Here is an 18,223-nt window from a genome sequence, read left to right on the forward strand (position 1 = left end):
TGAAATTTGTCGTGTACAGAGAAGTAAATTAATATTCTTAAATCCTTTAAATACTATTTTTAAACTCAAACCTTCTGAATAAACAGCTCTCGATCAAAACGATACTGCGGGAAGAACACGCCATCTTTGGCACGTTCACCAGCACCAATCACCATCACCGGATATTGCTGATCATTCAGGTCCAGAATTTCACGAACCATTGGTTCATCGAAACCTTCCATCATACAGCTATCAAAACCATAAGCACGTAAAGCCAGTACCAGGTTTTCACAGGCTAATGCTGTGGTTTTACTTGCCCATAGTTTGGCATCGGCAGGACTAAATGCGGAAACCGGCATTTGTTTATCGAGTGTACGTGCTACTTTGAAAGCAACTTTCTTAAAGTTACCAAAGGCATTTAAATAACCGGTTTTGTAGTTGTATGGAATGTACTTATAGTACTTTTTAATGGCTGGTGGAGCCTCAGGAAATGGAAACTCGCTGATATTCAGTTTTGCCATTTCATCTACACGGTCAGTACGTGCCACACAGACAATCAGTTCTGAAGCTGTTTTAGCAGCAAGCTGGCTCATACATGCTTTAACCAGACGTTTTTTCTTGGATGGGTTCTGCACCACATAAAATGTCCACGGCTGCAGGTTTGAAGAGTTTGGTGCCAGCAAGGCCAAATCCAGACAGGCATCGAGGACCTCGGCAGGAATTGGCTTTTTAGTGAATTTACGTACAGAACGTCGGCTTTCGATGACCTTTCGGAAATTGTCTACATCAATATCCTGAGGTGCAGGTTCGTAGTAACGTTTCTTTTCAGGATTTGAACTATCGGTTGTTTGAGAAGTCGTTTGGGAGTTTTCATTAGTCATAAGCTAGATTCTTTCAAAAAAATAAAAGATTGAGGCAGTCTAAACTGCCTCAATTAAAAGATAAGTTTCAGAATTAGTTGAATTGTGTGAAATCAGGTTTCCGTTTTTGCATAAACGCCTGAACGGCTTCCGTCATTTCAGGTGAACCCACACGTTTCATAAAGATCTCCGCTTCATCATCAATACACTCGATAATTTCAGCCAGATTATGCTTCATCAGTGCTTTGGTTTGTTTAATAGAAGCCAGGGGTAAAGCGGCAAGAATTTTTGCCTGTTTTTCAGCAGCGGCATAGGCGTCTTCCTCAATGCTATTTACCAGACCTGCACCCAATGCTTTTTCACTATTAAATCGCTGTGCAGTAAGCAGTAACTCAGCCGCTTTATGATAACCCGCTTGTTGTACTAACAGTTTACTTGAAGCGCCTTCAGGCGACAGGCCAAGGCTAACAAATGGAATCTGGAACAGGGCAGTATTGTCACTATAAACCAGATCAGCATGCAGCAGAATCGTTACCCCGATCCCAATCGCCACACCACGAACGGCAGCAATTAAAGGCTTGGAAAATTTTGCAGCGGACTTCAACAGGACAAAAGGAGGGGTATCACCAGCCTTACCTTGCAGAGGCGTCTGAATAAACTTCATGAAGTCCTGCATGTCATTGCCGGCACTAAAGTCTGCGTCTTGACCACGTAGAATCACGACACGCACACTACTATCCTGATCTGCTTCATCCAGTGCCTGTGCGATCCATAGATATAGTTCGCCGTAAAGCGCATTTTTTGCCTCAGGACGGTGAATGGCTAAGGTCAGTACGCCATTGTCTAAATTCGCATTTAAATGCTGATGCGGTTGTTGAATACAGCTCAGTGTCATCGTACTATCCTTGCTTTATTAATATGAATTTATTGGCGCTTATTATGTCGCAAAAACTTCCCTGCGGCATAACTGATGCGTTCATAAAAGTAAGATGTGCTATGAAGTATAAATTTGATTACCTGGTGTTTATTGGTCGTTTTCAACCTTTCCATCTAGCCCATATGCAAACGATTAAAATTGCCTTGCAGCAGAGCCAGCAGGTGATTCTGGCATTAGGCTCAGCACAGCAAGAACGCAATATTAAAAATCCATTTCTGGCCACTGAACGTGAAGAAATGATCCTGTCGAATTTTTCTGAAGCAGATCAGAAGCGCATTAAATTTGTCCATGTCATTGATGTCTATAATGATGAAAAATGGCAAAAACTGGTGAAATCGTTGGTGTCTGAAGTAGTTGAAGCAGAAGCAAAAGTTGGTCTAATTGGACACTTTAAAGATGAATCTTCTTATTATTTAAGTTTGTTCCCGGAATGGGAAATGGTGGAACTGGATAGCTTGGTCGGCGCTATATCCGCCACTCCTTTACGTGAAGCGTATTATCGCGGTGAAGTGGTGGAATCGGCTTTTCCTTTAGGCACCAGTGAGTTTTTACATAAATTTAAAAATAATGAGATTTATCAACAATTGGTCAACAAGTTTGAACTAAATGATAAAACAAATCTGGGCTGAAACCGTTTTAAGGTAGTGAGTTCATTTGATTGTTAAGGATGAACACAATGAATCTATTCCTGAAAAATATAGCTTATGCGGGTGCTCTATCTGCTATGTGTGTATCAGCTGCGTATGCTAAAAGCTGGACATTAACACCTCAAAGTAGTGTCGGCTTTAGCATTAACTCCTTGGGTTTGAATGTGGTAAAGGGAAATTTTCAAGAGTTCAAGGCTACCATGCATTTTGATCCCGATCGGCCACAACAGTCATCTACTGAGTTCACTATGCAGGTGGATAGCTTGGAAGTTTCCAAACCTAGCCTTAAAAATATGATTATGGGTGAGGACCTGTTTCATGCATCGCGCTATAAAACGGTCAATTTCAAAAGTACCCAGTTTAAGCCAAATGGTACGAATCGTTATCAGGTCATGGGTCAACTCACTCTAAGAGGTGTTACTCGACCAGTGGTATTCGATACCACTCTGACACCGAACAAGGGTAATCCTAATTTACTCGATGTGAAATCCACTACTGTAATTAATCGCTCAGATTTTGGGATGAAGAAAGCCACTGCAGGCGTGGGTGAAAAAGTTAATATTCATTTAATGGGGCAGTGGAAAACCTAATAATGTGATATCCAATTTCTGTAAATTCGGCAGGACATAATAGAACTGTTTATTGAATTGGACTATTCATGCACTGTTCTGCCTGTTCCAGAATTACTTTGGTTAACTGTTTTAGAGCGGGAGACTGCTGTTTCCAGTGATGCCAATATAAAGGTACATCACAACTGCATTGAGGCAGTATTTCGATCAGTGTCCCATTTTGAGTCCGGTCCGCAATTTGATAGTCCGGCACTAAACCGTATCCCAATCCTGAAAAAATAGCGTCCGCAAAGGCGGTCGAGGAGGGGATATAGTGAAAAGGAAAACATTGCTGGTTCAAGCCAAATTGAGCCAACAGTAGATGACTATGTAGATGATCCTGATCATTATAAATCACAGCAGGTGCCTTACGCAGTGATTCCCGGTGAATGCCTTGTTTAAACCAGGAATGCACAAAAGCAGGTGTTGCGACCATTCTATAATGCATCTGCCCGATAAAATGAGCCTTACAGCCCGGCATGGCTTCACTCTCACTGCTAATACAGGCATTGACTTGACCCTGCTCTAGAAGCTTATGAGTTTCACTTTGAACAGCGACCTGAAGATTCAAAGTGATTTTCTCTGCAAGCAGGGTGGTGTTCAGACAGGGAAATAACCAAGTCGCAAGAGAATCCGCATTTACCGCGATATGAATCGAGCTAAATTCTGCTTTATTTTGACCATTTAATTGCTGGATCAATTGCTGCTGTAACAGACGTTGATGCTGTAAATAATTCAGTAAGGTTTGACCGGCATTGGTGACTTTACAAGGACGCTCACGTAGTACCAGAACTTGCCCCAAATCTCTTTCCAGATTTTGCACTCTTAAAGTGACTGCTGAAGCCGTTATATTTAATACTTTTGCGGCAGCATCAAAACTTTGGGTTTCTGCAACAGCCAGAAAAGCATCACAGTTTTTAGAATTAAGTGGCATAGCTTACCTAAATAAAATTTAGTCTAAATGATATTTTCTTAATTATATTTAATTGAAAAGAATAACATAGATAATGATCCCCATCTTTATAATTCTATGATATTCCAATGTTAAATGCATATATACAAGGTCTTGCAGTAGGCTTTAGCCTGATTATTGCCATTGGTGCACAAAATGCTTTTGTATTGAAGCAGGGCTTGAAACAGCAGTATGTCTTTGCGATCTGTATGTGTTGTGCCTTATCTGATGCAATATTGATTTTTGCCGGTGTTTTGGGGTTTTCACAATTGATGCTGGTCAATCCGCACTGGATCAATATGGCGAAATATCTGGGTGCAACTTTTCTGGCGATCTATGGCGCTCAGCATTTTTATCAGGCCTGGAAGAATGAGCAGCGTCTGGACACAGATCAAAAAGATGTGCCTTCTTTATATAAGGTTTTGCTGATTTGTTTGATGCTGACCTGGCTCAATCCGCATGTTTATCTGGATGCACTGGTCTTGATTGGTTCTATCTCCACCCAATATTCCAATGCGCAGATACAATTTGCCTTAGGAGCGATTAGTGCGTCCTTTGTATTCTTTTTTGGACTGGGCTATGCAGCACGTTATTTGCAACCTATTTTTCAGCGTCCAAAAGCCTGGAAAATACTGGATGTACTCATTGGCTGTGTAATGTGGTCAATTGCAGTTTCTTTAGTGAACTAAATTATTCTTTGCAGCAACTCTAAAGAAAAAGGCATGATATTTCTGATCATACCTTTTTTTGATTTTATAAAAGACCTTAAGCAGTCTGTAAAGCTTTCAAATCTTCTAAAACCTGTTCAGCATGGCCAGCAGCTTTCACCTTACGGTATTCTTTGACCAGTTTGCCATTATGGAAAATGAAGGTAGAGCGCTCAATGCCCATCACTTTCTTCCCATACATATTCTTTTCTTTAATGACATCAAAGTGTTTGCATAACACTTCTTCTTTATCACTGATCAGATTGATAGTTAGATTCTGTTTTTCAGTAAAGTTCTGATGCGCTTTAATCGAGTCACGTGATACGCCCAGAATAGTCGTATTGAGTGCATCAAACTGATCTTTTAAACAAGAGAAACCGACTGCCTGAGTGGTACAGCCCGGTGTAGAATCTTTAGGATAAAAATAGATAATTAACCATTCTGCATTTAATTGGGCTAGATTAATTTCACCTGTAGTGGTTGAAAAAGTGTGCTCAGGTAAGCTGATCTCAGACATGGTCTCTCCAATTTTTCTAAATTTTTTCAAAAAAATAAGCCACATTATAGTGGCTTATTCTAGAAAAACATCCGTCAGGATTATTTCTTTTGAGCGGCTTTATTGGCTTCTGCAGCAAGTGAATTTAATTTACCTGCGAGCTGTGGGCCTACACAAGACTGCACATTCTGGCTTTGTTTTTTAACAAAGTCTAAAGTTGCAGGGTTTTTCTTCTGGTTAATGGTGCTTTGAATCTGCCATTTCTGAGCTTGAGTCAATTTACCTTCTGCATCTACTTCACATGTACAAAGCTTATTCACATCAGACTGAGTCAGTTTTTTGTACTTCACTGCCTGTTTGTATGGAATAGCACAGGCTTTAATTAAACCGTCACGTACATTTGAACTGCTTCCAGCATTTTTCATGGCAGTTGTGTATTCTTTTTTCATTGCCTCAAATTCTGCTTTTGCCTTAGCTTGATCATTATTTGCAAAAGATGCAGTTGAAAATAGGGCAGACAAAGAGAGTAGGCTAGTCGCAAGTAATTTGGCTTTAATATTCATAATATGGATTTATAACCTTGATCGATTTTAAAGGTAATAACGTGTCGGGTCTTCAACACCTGCATCAGCAAAACCTTGCTTGCGTAAACGACAACTGTCACATGTTCCACACGCACGTCCTTGGTCATCTGCTTGGTAGCAAGATACCGTTTGACTGTAGTCTACGCCATGTTCTAGGCCTAAGCGAATGATATTTGCTTTGGATAAATGTAACAAAGGTGTTTCAAATTTCAGGGCCTGACCTTCAACACCGACCTTGGTTGCAAGGCGTGCCATGTTGGCAAAAGCTTCAATAAATTCCGGGCGGCAGTCTGGATAACCTGAATAATCCACCGCATTAATCCCGATCACAATTGCCTCAGCACCGAACACTTCTGCAGCAGCCAAAGCATAAGATAAGAAGATGGTATTTCGTGCAGGTACATAGGTTACCGGAATACCTTCCTGCAATTGGTCTGGTACCTCAATGCTATGATCAGTAAGGGCTGAGCCGCCCAGGTTACCTAAATCAATATTGATGACACGATGTTCTACACCCGAGCGTTGAGCCAGTGCACGAGCTGCATCAAGTTCTGTAGTAGAGCGTTGGCCATACATAAAACTCAGTGCGATACATTCATAGCGTGCCTGCGCCCAAGCCAGACAGGTTGTTGAATCTAATCCGCCAGATAACAATACAATGGCACGAGGGCGCATAACAAATACTCCAATATAGTAAATTTACAAAAATTAACGACCAGTTTCATCATTCCATAACAACTTGTGCAGCTGCAGCTGGAAACGAACAGGGAGATGGTCTTCTAAAATCCATTGAGCCAGATCACGTGCCAATTGTGGCAAGCGCGTAGCTCCTTTTTCAACTGCAAAGGCAGGGGAGAACCAGACCGTACTGACTTTTTCATTCAACTGGTACTGTTCTATCTGCTGTTTTGACCATTCATAATCTTCACGATTACAGATCACAAACTTAATCTGGTCATGCTGAGTCAAATGATCCAGATTTGTAAGCAAATTTCGTGCAACTTCACCTGAAGTTGGTGTTTTTAAATCCAGAACTTTGGATACACGTGTATCCACTTTAGATACATCTAACGCACCACTGGTTTCTAAAGAGACTTCACAGCCTAAATCTGCAAGTCGCTGCATCAAAGGCAGGGCGTTCGGTTGCGCCAATGGTTCACCTCCGGTCACACAGACATAAGGCGTTTTAAAATCAAGCGTGGTCTGAATGATGTCATCTAAAGATTTGCGTACGCCACCTTCAAAAGAATACGTAGTATCACAATAGGTACAGCGCAGTGGACATCCGGTTAAGCGGATAAATACGGTCGGTAAACCTGCAGTATTGGCTTCACCTTGTAATGAATAGAAGATCTCCGTAATGCGTAAGCCCGCAGACGGATCAGAAACTGGAATTGCGGAAGATCGAAGCGTATTCATAACAACATTAACCACTGAAAAATAAATAACAATGTATAAAAATAAAAATCCCTACGATCATTGCTGACCGTAGAGATGAGGAGCGGTTGAAGCTCCGAGGAACACAAATGTGTCCTCTAAGTTAAGACATCTTAGTCTTCGCGAAGCAGATCGTTCAGGCTAGTTTTAGCACGAGTTTTCGCATCTACTTTTTTCACGATTACAGCTGCATATAAGCTGTATTTACCGCATTTAGATGGCAGGCTGCCTGATACTACAACAGAACCAGCAGGTACACGGCCATAATGGATTTCGCCAGTCTCACGGTCATAAATCTTGGTAGATTGACCAATGAATACGCCCATAGAAATGACAGAGCCTTCTTCAACGATTACGCCTTCAACGATTTCAGAACGTGCACCGATGAAACAGTTGTCTTCAATAATTGTTGGGTTAGCTTGAAGCGGCTCAAGAACACCACCGATTCCTACACCACCAGACAAGTGAACATTTTTACCGATTTGAGCACATGAACCTACAGTTGCCCAAGTATCAACCATTGTACCTTCATCTACATAAGCACCGATGTTCACATAAGAAGGCATCAATACCACGTTTTTCGCCTGGAAAGAACCTTTACGTGCTACTGCAGGAGGAACAACACGTACGCCAGCAGCTTTAAACTGCTCGTCAGTCCAGTCAGAGAATTTAGTATCTACTTTGTCGTAGAAGCGAAGATCACAAGCTTCCATTGGTTTGTTATCGTTTAATTTAAATGATAACAATACCGCTTTCTTAATCCATTGATGAACAACCCATTCACCTTCGATTTTTTCAGCAACACGTAAAGTACCATTGTCCAGGCCAGCAATTACTTCCTCAACTGCTTGACGGATTTCAGCAGGACAGTCTGCTGCTGTGAAATTCGCACGGTCTTCAAACGCTTGTTCAATGATTGTTGAAAGCTGAGACATGATCTTCCTTCCAGAAAAAAATTTCCGATATTTTACACTATATTGCTCTAAAAAGATGGAAAACTAGGAAGGGTGCTGAATTAAATTCGCAAGTAAAGTGATTAGTATTCTTTTCGTATTTTAGATATGTACAAACATTGTTTAAAAAAGGCTTATCATTCAACAAGAAAAATTAATATGTATCAAAAAATAACAAAAGCTCAGCAAAACACGAATAAAAAATATTCATTGACTCCTTTATATTGAGCTCATCACGAATAACTAATGATGAAAAAAAAGTTCTTTTGAGGAGAGAAATAATGAAAGCTTTATATCAACTTTTAGCAGTATCCGTTCTAGCTGCCACAGCTGGATCTGTCATGGCTGCTGATGAAACAATCGTAACAGATGAAGGCGTAGCTGAATTCTCTTTCTTTAAACCTGCAGCTGTTCGTGCTGAAGTCGGTACTACCGGTTATGGTGGCGCGATCTCTTGGAATGCTAACCCTTATGTAGGTGTTACTCTAGGTTATAACGGTGGTGATATTTCTTGGTCAGATGATTTATCAGTTAATGGAACAAAATATGACCTGGATATGGACAATAACCTGACTTATTTAAATGCTGAAATTCGTCCTTGGGCGAACTGGTTCTATATGGCAGCAGGTGTGGCTTATATCGATAATGATTATGGTCTACGTGGTCGTCCTGGCACAGATGGGGAAATCAGAATTGATGGTTCTACATTTGGAGCAGATGTAGGTGATGTAGTAGGTAGTTTATCTTATAAAAATAATATCGCACCTTATGTAGGCCTTGGCTTCTCTCCAGCAATTACTAATCGTTGGGGGGTATTCGGTGAAATTGGTGCATATTATAACGGTAACCCAACTGTAGAATTATATAATACAGGTAGTCAGGTAGCAGAAAGTGTTAATCGCCGTCCAATTACAGATGCAATTGATGCTGAAAGAGAAAAAATTCGTACAGACAATAAATACGAATGGCTTCCAGTAGCAAAACTGGGTGTAAGCTTCCGCTTCTAAGCTGTAGCTGCTAAGCCTAATAAAAAAAACGAGCTTCGGCTCGTTTTTTTTATTTATTAGAAGCTATTGAAAATGATAGCCCAATTTCATACCGACGATCCAAACATCATTATCATCCACTGCAGATAAGCCTACGAACTGGGGTATAACAGCGTTTGTATCTGTTTTAGGCTTCTGAAATTTTAAATAATACACTCCTGTAGCAATATCCCAGTGTTTTTGAAAATTCTGAAAATAGCCCAAACCCACTCCCCAATAACCATCACTTGGATTCAAGGTGGAAGCTGGATTTCCCATACCTGAGTCCCATAGAATTTCAAAAGAATGAATAACAGAAGAAGGCCATTGATGTGTGATTCCAAGTTTGGCCGACCATTGATCCTCCTGATAGTCGATCATCTTGATATCTTTCACTTCAGGAAATTCTAGGGCGGCATAATCAATCACTGTACCGAATTTCGGCGGTTGAATGACAAAATCTTGCCAATTTACCCAGCGTAAACTCGCATACAAAATATTATGAGAGGGAAGTCCGCTCTGAATATCTAAATTAATAGATTGAGGTGTTTGTACTTTCGTAAAGCTTGACGACGTAGGTATACCGACTGTAATTGATTCTGTGGTTTCCAGTTGATGGTTTATGGCTGAACGATAAGTTAACGCTGTTCTAAAGAAATACTCAGGAATTTGATAGCTCATTCCAGTGAGCCAACCCCAGGCAGCATTTTGTTCAAGCTGAATGTGATAACCATTAAAGACAGAAAAAGATTCACCTACCAAACTTAAATTACCTTCTAAGGTCTGATAACTCAGTCCTGCATAGAGATTCCAGTTTGGATCAGGCTGATATCCAAGAATGGAAGTCAGATTATGACTATCAAACTCAATATCGGCTGCTTCAATCTCTGTAGGCTTACCTGCAAAAATTGGACTATATTGATATGCAACATCGACATGGAAGGGCTGATCGTAAATAAAACCCCAGGAGATCTGAGGATGAAGCTGTAGTTTTAATGCAGCATTAATAACCAGCTGATTATTCGCAAGCTGACCCGTAGAAAAATCTTGAATACCTAATTGTTCTAATACTTCGGTATGCTGTACTTGACCGCTAACATTAGGATTCGTCCAGGCAAATGAGACTTCGGCATAATGATCCTTTTCAAAGAAGGACTGGATAGTTTGATTGGATTGTTCAAAAGCTGCTGCAAAACTTGTCCCAGAAAAAATCAGTCCACATCCCAAGAGGGAAAATCTGTAGCTCATCATTAATATAATTTATTGAATTATACTGTAATTATGCTTGATTTTTAATGAAATAATCTACTGTTAAAATTAAAAAAAGAGGCGATAGGCCTCTTCAATTCAGAAAGTACAATCCATATTATTCATCTGGATAAGCGACTTTTTTCAGTGCCTTGATATCTGCATCTGGTGAGCATAAAGAAATAAACTCATAACCATAACCACGTAATAAGTGGCCTTTACGTACTGCAATCCAGGTAGTATTTACCCCAAAAATATCGGTTTTAATCTGTTTCAGACGATAGTCACGTTCTGGATCATAAGCCAGATCATTGACAATGCCAACACCCATGTTGAGCTCGACATAAGTTTTAATCACATCGGCATCCAGAGCTGACATGACAATATCCACATCTACACCGGCTTCTTCAAAGGCTGAGTCGATTTTAGAACGGCCAGTAAAACCACCATGATAAGTAATAATCGGATAGCCAGCGAGGTCTTCAATACGTACCTGTTCTTTGCTATTTAGCGGGTGATTTTGCGGCGTAATAATACTGTGCTGCCAGTTATAATAAGGCACACTCGCCAGATTTTCTTCAGTCGTTAAGGCTTCAGTCGCAATCCCGATATCTGCTTCACCCTGAAGAAGCATTTCAGTAATTTCCATTGGACTGGCTTGTTGCAAAATAAGATGAACTTTCGGAAATTCTTTTTTGAACTGATTCACGATCGGCGGTAATACATAACGTGCCTGAGTATGTGTTGTTGCAATGGTCAGCGTGCCTTCATCGACCTTGTTAAAGTCATCCGCAAGACGTTTGATATTGTCTGCATCAACCAGCATACGTTCTACAATACCAAGAAGTGCCTGACCTGGTTCAGTCAGTCCTAATAGGCGTTTACCTTTACGGATAAATAGCTGTACACCAAGCTCATCTTCTAAATCTTTAATATGCTTACTGACACCTGACTGCGAAGTGTAAAGCGCGGCTGAAGCTTCAGTTAAGTTAAAATTCTGTCTAACAGTTTCTCGAATAATTCTTAATTGTTGGAAATTCATAATTCTTTACCCTATAAGAGGATGGGGCATTTAAAAGCCCCATCTTGCAGCCTTACGCGACCTGGTTTTCAAATAAATGCAGATTTAATGCACTCAACCAAACAGTTTGATCCGGACGGAATTGATGAGCGCGGGCTTCTTCTGGTGTCAGTGAAATTTCAATCAGATTGCCTTGGCGGTCATTCAATTCTGCAACGACTTTTCCTGCAATCCAGAGTTCACGAATGAACGTGGCCTGAATCGCATTTTCTTGTGGTTGTGCATGAATACGCAGTTCATCCGGGCGAGCGAAGACAATGACATTACCCTGAGCTGCCTGTTTAGCGGCATCGAACTGAATACGGTCTTCACCTAGCTGAAGTATGCCGCCATTATTCTGGCCTTCGAAACGGTTAGCTTGTCCCAGGAAGTCAAACACGAATGGTGTTTTCGGTGTTTCATACACTTCACGTGGTGAACCGATCTGTTCCACATTGCCTTTGTTCATCACCACGATCTGATCAGCAACTTCTAAGGCTTCTTCCTGATCGTGAGTGACGAAAATTGAAGTAATGTGCAGTTCATCATGCAGGGTACGTAACCAGCGGCGCAGTTCTTTACGGACTTTGGCATCTAGCGCGCCGAACGGTTCATCCAGTAACAGTACACGTGGCTCAACGGCTAGTGCACGAGCCAAAGCAATACGCTGACGCTGACCACCAGAAAGCTGAGCCGGGTAACGGTCTGCTAGGAAACCTAACTGAACCAGATCAAGCAAACGAGTCACGCGTTTTTTAATTTCTGCTTCCGATGGACGAGTAGAGCGTGGACGGACACGCAGACCAAAAGCCACGTTATCGAATACGGTCATGTGACGGAACAGGGCATAGTGCTGGAATACAAAACCCACTTCACGTTCACGAACGTGAACATTGGTTGCATCCTGACCTTCCAGAATCACCTGACCACCGTCAGCAGATTCCAGACCTGCAATGATACGCAATAGGGTAGTTTTACCACAGCCTGACGGGCCGAGCAGGGCAACCAGCTGACCATCCGGGAAATCCAGAGAAATGTTTTTCAGTGCATGGAATGCACCAAAGTGTTTTTCAATATTTTTAACTTGAATACTCATGTGGGCATTCCTTAAGAAACTGTTGAATCGTCATTACGTTTGTCTTGTTTTTCCTGGCGCAGTTCGACCCAGGTTTTCAGAACCAGAGTCACAATTGCGAGGAGAGCCAGGAGCGATGACACGGCAAACGCAGCGCTAAAGGTATATTCGTTATATAGAATTTCGACGTGTAGCGGCAAAGTATTGGTTTCACCACGAATATGGCCAGAAACCACTGATACTGCACCGAACTCACCCATGGCGCGGGCATTACACAGAATTACGCCGTAAATCAGACCCCATTTGATATTTGGCAGGGTCACTTTCCAGAAGGTTTGCCAGCCAGATGCACCGAGTACAATCGCAGCTTCTTCTTCTTCAGTACCTTGCGCTTCCATTAAAGGGATCAGCTCACGTGCTACAAAAGGTACGGTAATGAAGATCGTTGCTAGAACAATCGCAGGAACGGCGTAAAGGATCTTGATGTCATTATCCATCAACCAGCCACCCATCCAGCCTTGAGTACCGAAAATCAGTACCAGCATCAAACCTGCAATAACAGGTGATACCGAGAAAGGCATATCGATAATGGTGGTTAAAATTGACTTACCAGGGAAGTTAAACTTCGCTACTGACCAGGCTGCAGCTACGCCGAATATTACATTCATTGGTACCGCGATCACAGCCGTTAGTAAAGTCAGTTTGACCGCAGATAAAGTATCTGGATGAACAAGGGCTTGCGTATATACGCCAACCCCTTGTTTAAATGCTTCAACAAAGACCAGAACCAAAGGCAGGATCAGGCAGCTTAAAAAGAAGATCAGTGCAATCGCAATCAGGGTATAACGTACCCAGGTCGGCTCACGAGTCGCATCGCGGGATTGCAGCTTTTCAGCCAGCGCATTGCTGTTGGTATTTAAACTCATCGTGCAGTTCTCCCGGTACGGCGGCTCGCCCAAGCTTGCAATAAGTTAATCAGGAAGAGCATTACAAAGGAAATGAGCAGCATCACTACAGCAATTGTGGTCGCACCTGCATAGTCATATTCTTCCAGACGGGAAATAATCATTAAGGGTGCAATTTCAGTTTCAAAAGGCTGGTTACCCGCAATGAAAATGACCGAACCATATTCACCGACACCACGTGCAAAAGCCAATGCAAAACCTGTGATCAGTGCTGGCAGTAGAATCGGGAAAATAACTTTAGTGACGATCTGAAAACGGTTCGCACCGAGTGCAGATGCTGCTTCTTCCAGTTCAGTTTCTAAATCAGAAAGAACTGGCTGTACCGTACGGACCACAAAAGGAATACCGATAAAAATCAAGGCCAGGGTAATACCGATCGGGGTATAAGCCACCTTGATGCCGATGGGATCCAGATATTGACCAATCCAGCCAGTCGGTGCATATAAAGAAGTCAGAGCAATACCGGCAACTGCAGTTGGCAGGGCAAAAGGCAGATCGACCAGTGCATCGACAATACGTTTGCCCGGAAAGCTATAACGCACCAGACACCATGCCAGTAACAGGCCAAAAACTACATTAATCAAAGCAGCGATAATGGCTGAACTAAAGCTTAGCTGTAATGATTTCAAGATACGTTCAGAGCTCAGGATTTCCCATAAGCCTTCCCAGCCAATGCCGAGTGATTTAATAAAAACGGCAGAGAGCGGGATCAGAACGATTAATGACAAATACGCTAGGGTAAAGCCTAGAGAAAGACCAAATCCTGGCAGCACTCGGGATCGCTGCGACATGATTACTCCTCAAAAGAGAGAATGCTGGTTAAAGTTAACCAGCGAAAATTAGAAAATAGAATCGGCACAAGCATAATTTGCAGGGACTAAAATGCAAATTTAAAATAATACTTGCTCTCATCAACTTTGCTGATATGGTGCATAGCCTTTTCTGAAATCAAATATTGTTCAATTTCAGGGAAAGAACCAAAACCGGAAGCAACATTGACATGGCCTACAGCTCCCAGATTAATCGGTTTGATCTTCCAGGCTTTCGCCAGAACCTGAGCATCTTCAAAACTTAGCCATGGATCATTTTCACTGATCAACAAAGTCGTTGGAGCCTGAATCTTGAGCTGCTGAAAATAGGCGCTGTAATCCATCTGGCTATCACGGGAAAAACCATTTTCCCCAAAACGTGCCGGATTGGCAGGTGCAACCAGAACCAGATTTTTGACTTTAGTATTCAGTTCAGGATACTGGGCCAGTGCTGCCACGCTGGTCAAACAGCCAAAGCTATGTGCCACAATTTGTACATCATCTGGAATGGCTTGCAGGGTTTTAACAAATTCTGCGACCCATACATCCAGTACCGGATGATTCCAGTCTTTTTGCTGCACCCGGGAGCAACGCATGAGCCGGTGTTGCAGGCAGGTTTGCCAGTGATTGTATTCACTGCCACCTACACCGGGAACAATAAGCGTATGAGTCATGTCGATGCTCCTGTATGAAATCAGCTTAAATTATTTTTTGCGCTGTTAGCTTTAACGATCTGGTCAAAAACACCACCATTTTCAAAGTGGGCTTTCTGTACTTTATCCCAGCCACCAAACTCCTGATCAATAGTCACCAGTTTTAATGGCTTAAAGACTTGGCTATATTTCGCCAGTATTTTTTCATTACGTGGGCGATAGAAGTTACGTGCTGAGATTTCCTGACCCAGTGGTGAGTAAAGGAAGTTTAAATAACCTTGTGCCAAGTATTTGTTGCCTTTTTTATTGGCATTCTTTTCAACAATCGCCACGGGTGGCTCAGCCAGAATTGACAGGGAAGGAGTCACAATTTCAAACTTGCCCGGTTGTTCACGAAGGGCTAAATGTGCTTCATTTTCCCAAGCCAGTAATACGTCACCGATGCCACGTTCAGCAAAAGTGGTAGTTGAACCACGCGCACCTGAATCAAGTACTTTGGTTTGTTTATAGATTTTACGAACAAATTCTTGTGCAGTTTTGTCGTTACCGCCCGGTAAGTGTTTTGCATATGCCCAAGCTGCTAAATAGTTCCAGCGTGCACCGCCTGAGGTTTTAGGATTTGGTGTGATAATCGCTACACCCGGTTTTACCAGATCACCCCAATCCTTGATGCCCTTTGGATTTCCTTTACGTACCAGGAATACAATAGTAGAAGTATATGGTGTTGAGTTTTGTGGTAATTTTTTCTGCCAGTCTGCAGGTAACAGTTTGGCTTTTTCAACCAGTACATCAATGTCAGCGGCTAATGCCAAAGTTACGACATCGGCATCCAGACCATCAATCACGGCACGTGCCTGTTTACCTGAACCGCCATGTGACTGTTTAAAGTTGATGCTTTGGCCAGTACGGCTTTTCCAGTATTTACCAAATTCTTTGTTGACGTCTTCATAGAGTTCACGCGTCGGATCATAAGAGACATTCAGAAAGTCGCGCGCTGCAGCAGAAAATGAAGTTGCTGAAATAACAGCAGCCAGAACCCCTAGTTTTAGTTTTGTTGAAATGCTCATGTGAACCTCAAACTCTTACACGTTTTGTAACATGAGTGAAGAATAAACCTATTCTTTATGCATAAAAAATAATTAAAAATGAATTTTATATGAAAATATAAGATAAAAGATTTTATAAGTATTTGAAACAACAATAGCCTTATTCAATAAGGCCATTGCATAGACATTTATTATTACGATTTTGTGCTATTTGCCTTTACGATCTGATCAAAGATACCGCCATTGGCAAAGTGTTTTTTCTGTACCTTGTCCCAGCCACCAAACTCTTTATCAATGGCCACCAGCTTCAGCGATTTAAAGACATTGCTGTATTGTTTTAATACTGCCGCATTACGTGGACGGTAGAAATTCTTTGCAGCAACCGTTTGACCCGCAGGTGAGTACAGGTAGTTCAAATAAGCTTTAGCCAGATTTTCATTGCCATCTTTTTTAGCATTCTTTTCAACGATTGCCACTGGTGGCTCAGCCAGAATCGACAAAGAAGGGGTGATGATTTCAAACTTGCCTGGCTGTTCACGAATGGCTAAATGTGCTTCATTTTCCCAAGCCAGCAATACATCACCGATACCACGTTCAGCGAAAGTCGTTGTTGAACCACGTGCACCTGAGTCGAGTACTTTAGTTTGTTTGTAGATCTGGCGAACAAAGTCTTGAGCTTTAGTATCATTACCGCCTGGCTGATGTTTCGCCCAAGCCCAAGCTGCTAAATAGTTCCAGCGCGCGCCACCAGAAGTTTTCGGATTTGGCGTAATGATTTCTACGCCCGGTTTCACCAGATCGCCCCAGTCTTTGATGCCTTTAGGATTACCTTTTTTCACCAGGAAAACGATGGTTGAGGTATAAGGTGTCGAGTTTTGCGGGAATTTTTTCTGCCAGTCTTTTGGTAGCAAGCCGCGTGCTGCAATCTCATCGATATCTGCAGCTAGAGCCAAAGTCACGACGTCCGCATCCAGACCATCAATGACAGCACGTGCCTGTTTGCCTGAACCGCCATGTGACTGTTTAAAGTTCACATCCTGACCAGTAGATTTTTTCCAGTAAGCACTGAATTCTTTATTAAAGTTATCGTACAATTCGCGAGTTGGATCATAAGACACGTTTAGGAAGTCTTTTGCAGATACGCTAAAAGCGGTTGCTGAAATAAGTGCTGTCAATACCCCAGTTTTTAATTTACGGATGTTCATATTTGCCTCAAATGTTTCTTTGTTTTGTTGGATGGGGCAAGAATAGCTGGAGATTTTTTGCATAAAAAATAATTAAAAACGAATTTTATGTGAGTAAAACAGATATATAGACAGAGCTTATATTTCATCGCTTTATCCGTCACCAGAGAGGCCTTAAAAGCATGCTGTATTTAAAAAATGCTCAACCCGTCAAAGATATAGATGTGCTGGATCGTGCCTTTCATTATGGTGATGGCTGCTTTACTACCGCGCGCATCCGTCGAAATCGGATCGAGTTAGCAGACCGTCATCTAGCCCGTTTAAGGATGAGCCAGCAAAAAATAAGTTTGCAGGCTGATCTGGACCTGATTGAAAAAAGTTTGCAAGCGTTATTGAAATCAGAAGATGAATTGAACGGCACCTTAAAGATTGTACTGAGTCGTGGTATAGGACAGCGTGGTTATAGCCTGCCAGAGCATCCGGCAGATCTTTGGGTGTTCTATTATCCGAAAACTGTACAGGACTTCAGTTATGAGCAGATTCAGACAGGTGTATTGCAACAGGCTATTGGTCTCAATATGCCAAATCTGGTGGGGCTAAAAACCTTAAACCGTCTGGAACAGGTGTTGCTTAAACAGGAAGCGGATCTGCATGGCTGGCCGGAAGCACTGGTAACTGATGTGCAGGGCACGATTGTTGAAGGGGTGAGCAGTAATTGCTTCATTCGTATAAACAATACATGGATTACACCAGAACTTCGTTATAATGGCGTCTTCGGTGTGATGCGTGCAGAAATTTTGCAACGTATGCATGATCAGGGCATTATCTGTCAGCAGCGTGATGTGGAAATGGATGAAATTCCCCATATCGACAGCCTGTTTTTCTGCAATGCGCTCAGTCCGATGAAAATTGCCACTCAATTTGAGCAGCGTGCTTTAAATGTAGATGCTTGTATTGAACTTTTTAACCGTCTTCGATTGAATCAGATGCCTTATTAA

21 protein-coding genes are annotated in these 18,223 nt (G+C 41.9%); 5 read left to right on the top strand and 16 right to left on the bottom strand.

All coding sequences use genetic code 11. The annotated features are described in order from the left end of the window. Positions 1 to 65: 65 nt before the first annotated feature. A complete protein-coding gene (locus tag G5T77_RS05840) occupies positions 66 to 860 on the bottom strand; it encodes a nitroreductase family protein (protein WP_166138362.1) in 795 nt (264 codons plus the stop codon). Positions 861 to 933: 73 nt separating this feature from the next. Then, positions 934 to 1,734 carry an enoyl-CoA hydratase gene (locus G5T77_RS05845; protein ID WP_166138359.1) on the bottom strand — a complete coding sequence of 267 codons (801 nt, stop codon included), beginning with the start codon at positions 1,732 to 1,734 and terminating at the stop codon, positions 934 to 936. A gap of 101 nt (positions 1,735 to 1,835) precedes the next feature. Between G5T77_RS05845 and G5T77_RS05850 the strand changes: the two genes are divergently transcribed. Both G5T77_RS05850 and G5T77_RS05855 read left to right on the top strand, forming a co-directional pair. Beyond that, positions 1,836 to 2,405 carry a nicotinate-nicotinamide nucleotide adenylyltransferase gene (locus G5T77_RS05850; RefSeq protein ID WP_004784571.1) on the top strand — a complete coding sequence of 190 codons (570 nt, stop codon included), beginning with the start codon at positions 1,836 to 1,838 and terminating at the stop codon, positions 2,403 to 2,405. Between the two features lie 47 nt (positions 2,406 to 2,452). Then, the gene (locus tag G5T77_RS05855) at positions 2,453 to 3,013 is read left to right on the top strand and encodes a YceI family protein (RefSeq protein WP_166138357.1); all 561 of its coding nucleotides are present in this window, start codon (positions 2,453 to 2,455) and stop codon (positions 3,011 to 3,013) included. A 49-nt stretch (positions 3,014 to 3,062) separates the two neighbouring features. Here G5T77_RS05855 and G5T77_RS05860 read toward each other — a convergent pair whose 3' ends face one another. Next, entirely contained in the window at positions 3,063 to 3,965 is a 903-nt protein-coding gene (locus G5T77_RS05860) for a LysR family transcriptional regulator ArgP (protein WP_166138354.1), read from the bottom strand. Between the two features lie 101 nt (positions 3,966 to 4,066). On the opposite strand from G5T77_RS05860, the gene G5T77_RS05865 reads away from it, so the two are divergent. Continuing rightward, a complete protein-coding gene (locus G5T77_RS05865; protein ID WP_227607521.1) occupies positions 4,067 to 4,672 on the top strand; it encodes a LysE/ArgO family amino acid transporter in 606 nt (201 codons plus the stop codon). Positions 4,673 to 4,748: 76 nt separating this feature from the next. On the opposite strand, the gene G5T77_RS05870 is transcribed toward G5T77_RS05865, so the two are convergent. From G5T77_RS05870 to dapD, 5 genes are all read right to left on the bottom strand, one after another. Next, positions 4,749 to 5,207, bottom strand: coding sequence for a peroxiredoxin (locus G5T77_RS05870; RefSeq protein ID WP_166138348.1), 459 nt, complete (start codon positions 5,205 to 5,207; stop codon positions 4,749 to 4,751). A gap of 80 nt (positions 5,208 to 5,287) precedes the next feature. Next, complete coding sequence (locus G5T77_RS05875; RefSeq protein ID WP_034171206.1) at positions 5,288 to 5,749, bottom strand: hypothetical protein; 462 nt, start codon at positions 5,747 to 5,749, stop codon at positions 5,288 to 5,290. A 27-nt stretch (positions 5,750 to 5,776) separates the two neighbouring features. Beyond that, the gene (gene queC / locus G5T77_RS05880; protein ID WP_034704975.1) at positions 5,777 to 6,445 is read right to left on the bottom strand and encodes a 7-cyano-7-deazaguanine synthase QueC; all 669 of its coding nucleotides are present in this window, start codon (positions 6,443 to 6,445) and stop codon (positions 5,777 to 5,779) included. A 33-nt stretch (positions 6,446 to 6,478) separates the two neighbouring features. Continuing rightward, complete coding sequence (queE, locus tag G5T77_RS05885; RefSeq protein WP_166138345.1) at positions 6,479 to 7,189, bottom strand: 7-carboxy-7-deazaguanine synthase QueE; 711 nt, start codon at positions 7,187 to 7,189, stop codon at positions 6,479 to 6,481. Between the two features lie 131 nt (positions 7,190 to 7,320). Continuing rightward, positions 7,321 to 8,142, bottom strand: a complete 822-nt coding sequence (gene dapD, locus G5T77_RS05890) for a 2,3,4,5-tetrahydropyridine-2,6-dicarboxylate N-succinyltransferase (RefSeq protein WP_004784553.1) — start codon at positions 8,140 to 8,142, stop codon at positions 7,321 to 7,323. Positions 8,143 to 8,441: 299 nt separating this feature from the next. Here dapD and carO point away from each other — a divergent pair, with 299 nt between their 5' ends. Beyond that, positions 8,442 to 9,167, top strand: coding sequence for an ornithine uptake porin CarO (carO, locus tag G5T77_RS05895; RefSeq protein ID WP_166138342.1), 726 nt, complete (start codon positions 8,442 to 8,444; stop codon positions 9,165 to 9,167). Positions 9,168 to 9,230: 63 nt separating this feature from the next. On the opposite strand, the gene G5T77_RS05900 is transcribed toward carO, so the two are convergent. From G5T77_RS05900 to G5T77_RS05935, 8 genes are all read right to left on the bottom strand, one after another. Next, positions 9,231 to 10,436, bottom strand: coding sequence for an outer membrane protein transport protein (locus G5T77_RS05900; protein WP_171521876.1), 1,206 nt, complete (start codon positions 10,434 to 10,436; stop codon positions 9,231 to 9,233). 115 nt (positions 10,437 to 10,551) lie between these two features. Continuing rightward, positions 10,552 to 11,475 carry a CysB family HTH-type transcriptional regulator gene (locus G5T77_RS05905; RefSeq protein WP_004784546.1) on the bottom strand — a complete coding sequence of 308 codons (924 nt, stop codon included), beginning with the start codon at positions 11,473 to 11,475 and terminating at the stop codon, positions 10,552 to 10,554. Positions 11,476 to 11,527: 52 nt separating this feature from the next. After that, positions 11,528 to 12,589 (bottom strand): sulfate ABC transporter ATP-binding protein, encoded by a 1,062-nt coding sequence (locus G5T77_RS05910; RefSeq protein ID WP_004784543.1) that lies wholly within the window; start codon positions 12,587 to 12,589, stop codon positions 11,528 to 11,530. An 11-nt stretch (positions 12,590 to 12,600) separates the two neighbouring features. Beyond that, positions 12,601 to 13,494, bottom strand: coding sequence for a sulfate ABC transporter permease subunit CysW (gene cysW, locus G5T77_RS05915; RefSeq protein ID WP_004784540.1), 894 nt, complete (start codon positions 13,492 to 13,494; stop codon positions 12,601 to 12,603). Continuing rightward, on the bottom strand, positions 13,491 to 14,324 hold the full coding sequence (gene cysT, locus G5T77_RS05920; RefSeq protein WP_004784537.1) for a sulfate ABC transporter permease subunit CysT: 834 nt from the start codon (positions 14,322 to 14,324) through the stop codon (positions 13,491 to 13,493). Before cysT ends, cysW begins: the two co-directional genes overlap by 4 nt. A gap of 86 nt (positions 14,325 to 14,410) precedes the next feature. Continuing rightward, positions 14,411 to 15,016 carry an alpha/beta hydrolase gene (locus tag G5T77_RS05925; protein ID WP_166138339.1) on the bottom strand — a complete coding sequence of 202 codons (606 nt, stop codon included), beginning with the start codon at positions 15,014 to 15,016 and terminating at the stop codon, positions 14,411 to 14,413. A 20-nt stretch (positions 15,017 to 15,036) separates the two neighbouring features. Beyond that, a complete protein-coding gene (locus G5T77_RS05930; RefSeq protein WP_166138336.1) occupies positions 15,037 to 16,062 on the bottom strand; it encodes a sulfate ABC transporter substrate-binding protein in 1,026 nt (341 codons plus the stop codon). A 173-nt stretch (positions 16,063 to 16,235) separates the two neighbouring features. Further along, positions 16,236 to 17,246 carry a sulfate ABC transporter substrate-binding protein gene (locus G5T77_RS05935; protein ID WP_166138333.1) on the bottom strand — a complete coding sequence of 337 codons (1,011 nt, stop codon included), beginning with the start codon at positions 17,244 to 17,246 and terminating at the stop codon, positions 16,236 to 16,238. 161 nt (positions 17,247 to 17,407) lie between these two features. Between G5T77_RS05935 and pabC the strand changes: the two genes are divergently transcribed. Further along, on the top strand, positions 17,408 to 18,223 hold the full coding sequence (gene pabC / locus G5T77_RS05940; RefSeq protein WP_166138330.1) for an aminodeoxychorismate lyase: 816 nt from the start codon (positions 17,408 to 17,410) through the stop codon (positions 18,221 to 18,223).

It is taken from the genome of Acinetobacter sp. GFQ9D191M (assembly GCF_011174875.1).
Lineage (GTDB): Bacteria > Pseudomonadota > Gammaproteobacteria > Pseudomonadales > Moraxellaceae > Acinetobacter.

Bases quoted from the DNA above. Each gene is read 5' to 3' on its own strand.
- G5T77_RS05875 (WP_034171206.1), bottom strand. From the start codon at position 5,749: ATGAATATTAAAGCCAAATTACTTGCGACTAGCCTACTCTCTTTGTCT.
- G5T77_RS05870 (WP_166138348.1), bottom strand. From the start codon at position 5,207: ATGTCTGAGATCAGCTTACCTGAGCACACTTTTTCAACCACTACAGGT.
- G5T77_RS05855 (WP_166138357.1), top strand. From the start codon at position 2,453: ATGAATCTATTCCTGAAAAATATAGCTTATGCGGGTGCTCTATCTGCT.
- G5T77_RS05905 (WP_004784546.1), bottom strand. From the start codon at position 11,475: ATGAATTTCCAACAATTAAGAATTATTCGAGAAACTGTTAGACAGAAT.
- G5T77_RS05850 (WP_004784571.1), top strand. From the start codon at position 1,836: ATGAAGTATAAATTTGATTACCTGGTGTTTATTGGTCGTTTTCAACCT.
- G5T77_RS05930 (WP_166138336.1), bottom strand. From the start codon at position 16,062: ATGAGCATTTCAACAAAACTAAAACTAGGGGTTCTGGCTGCTGTTATT.
- G5T77_RS05860 (WP_166138354.1), bottom strand. From the start codon at position 3,965: ATGCCACTTAATTCTAAAAACTGTGATGCTTTTCTGGCTGTTGCAGAA.
- pabC (WP_166138330.1), top strand. From the start codon at position 17,408: ATGCTGTATTTAAAAAATGCTCAACCCGTCAAAGATATAGATGTGCTG.
- G5T77_RS05900 (WP_171521876.1), bottom strand. From the start codon at position 10,436: ATGATGAGCTACAGATTTTCCCTCTTGGGATGTGGACTGATTTTTTCT.
- G5T77_RS05845 (WP_166138359.1), bottom strand. From the start codon at position 1,734: ATGACACTGAGCTGTATTCAACAACCGCATCAGCATTTAAATGCGAAT.
- cysW (WP_004784540.1), bottom strand. From the start codon at position 13,494: ATGAGTTTAAATACCAACAGCAATGCGCTGGCTGAAAAGCTGCAATCC.
- dapD (WP_004784553.1), bottom strand. From the start codon at position 8,142: ATGTCTCAGCTTTCAACAATCATTGAACAAGCGTTTGAAGACCGTGCG.
- cysT (WP_004784537.1), bottom strand. From the start codon at position 14,324: ATGTCGCAGCGATCCCGAGTGCTGCCAGGATTTGGTCTTTCTCTAGGC.
- G5T77_RS05935 (WP_166138333.1), bottom strand. From the start codon at position 17,246: ATGAACATCCGTAAATTAAAAACTGGGGTATTGACAGCACTTATTTCA.
- queC (WP_034704975.1), bottom strand. From the start codon at position 6,445: ATGCGCCCTCGTGCCATTGTATTGTTATCTGGCGGATTAGATTCAACA.
- carO (WP_166138342.1), top strand. From the start codon at position 8,442: ATGAAAGCTTTATATCAACTTTTAGCAGTATCCGTTCTAGCTGCCACA.
- G5T77_RS05840 (WP_166138362.1), bottom strand. From the start codon at position 860: ATGACTAATGAAAACTCCCAAACGACTTCTCAAACAACCGATAGTTCA.
- queE (WP_166138345.1), bottom strand. From the start codon at position 7,189: ATGAATACGCTTCGATCTTCCGCAATTCCAGTTTCTGATCCGTCTGCG.
- G5T77_RS05910 (WP_004784543.1), bottom strand. From the start codon at position 12,589: ATGAGTATTCAAGTTAAAAATATTGAAAAACACTTTGGTGCATTCCAT.
- G5T77_RS05925 (WP_166138339.1), bottom strand. From the start codon at position 15,016: ATGACTCATACGCTTATTGTTCCCGGTGTAGGTGGCAGTGAATACAAT.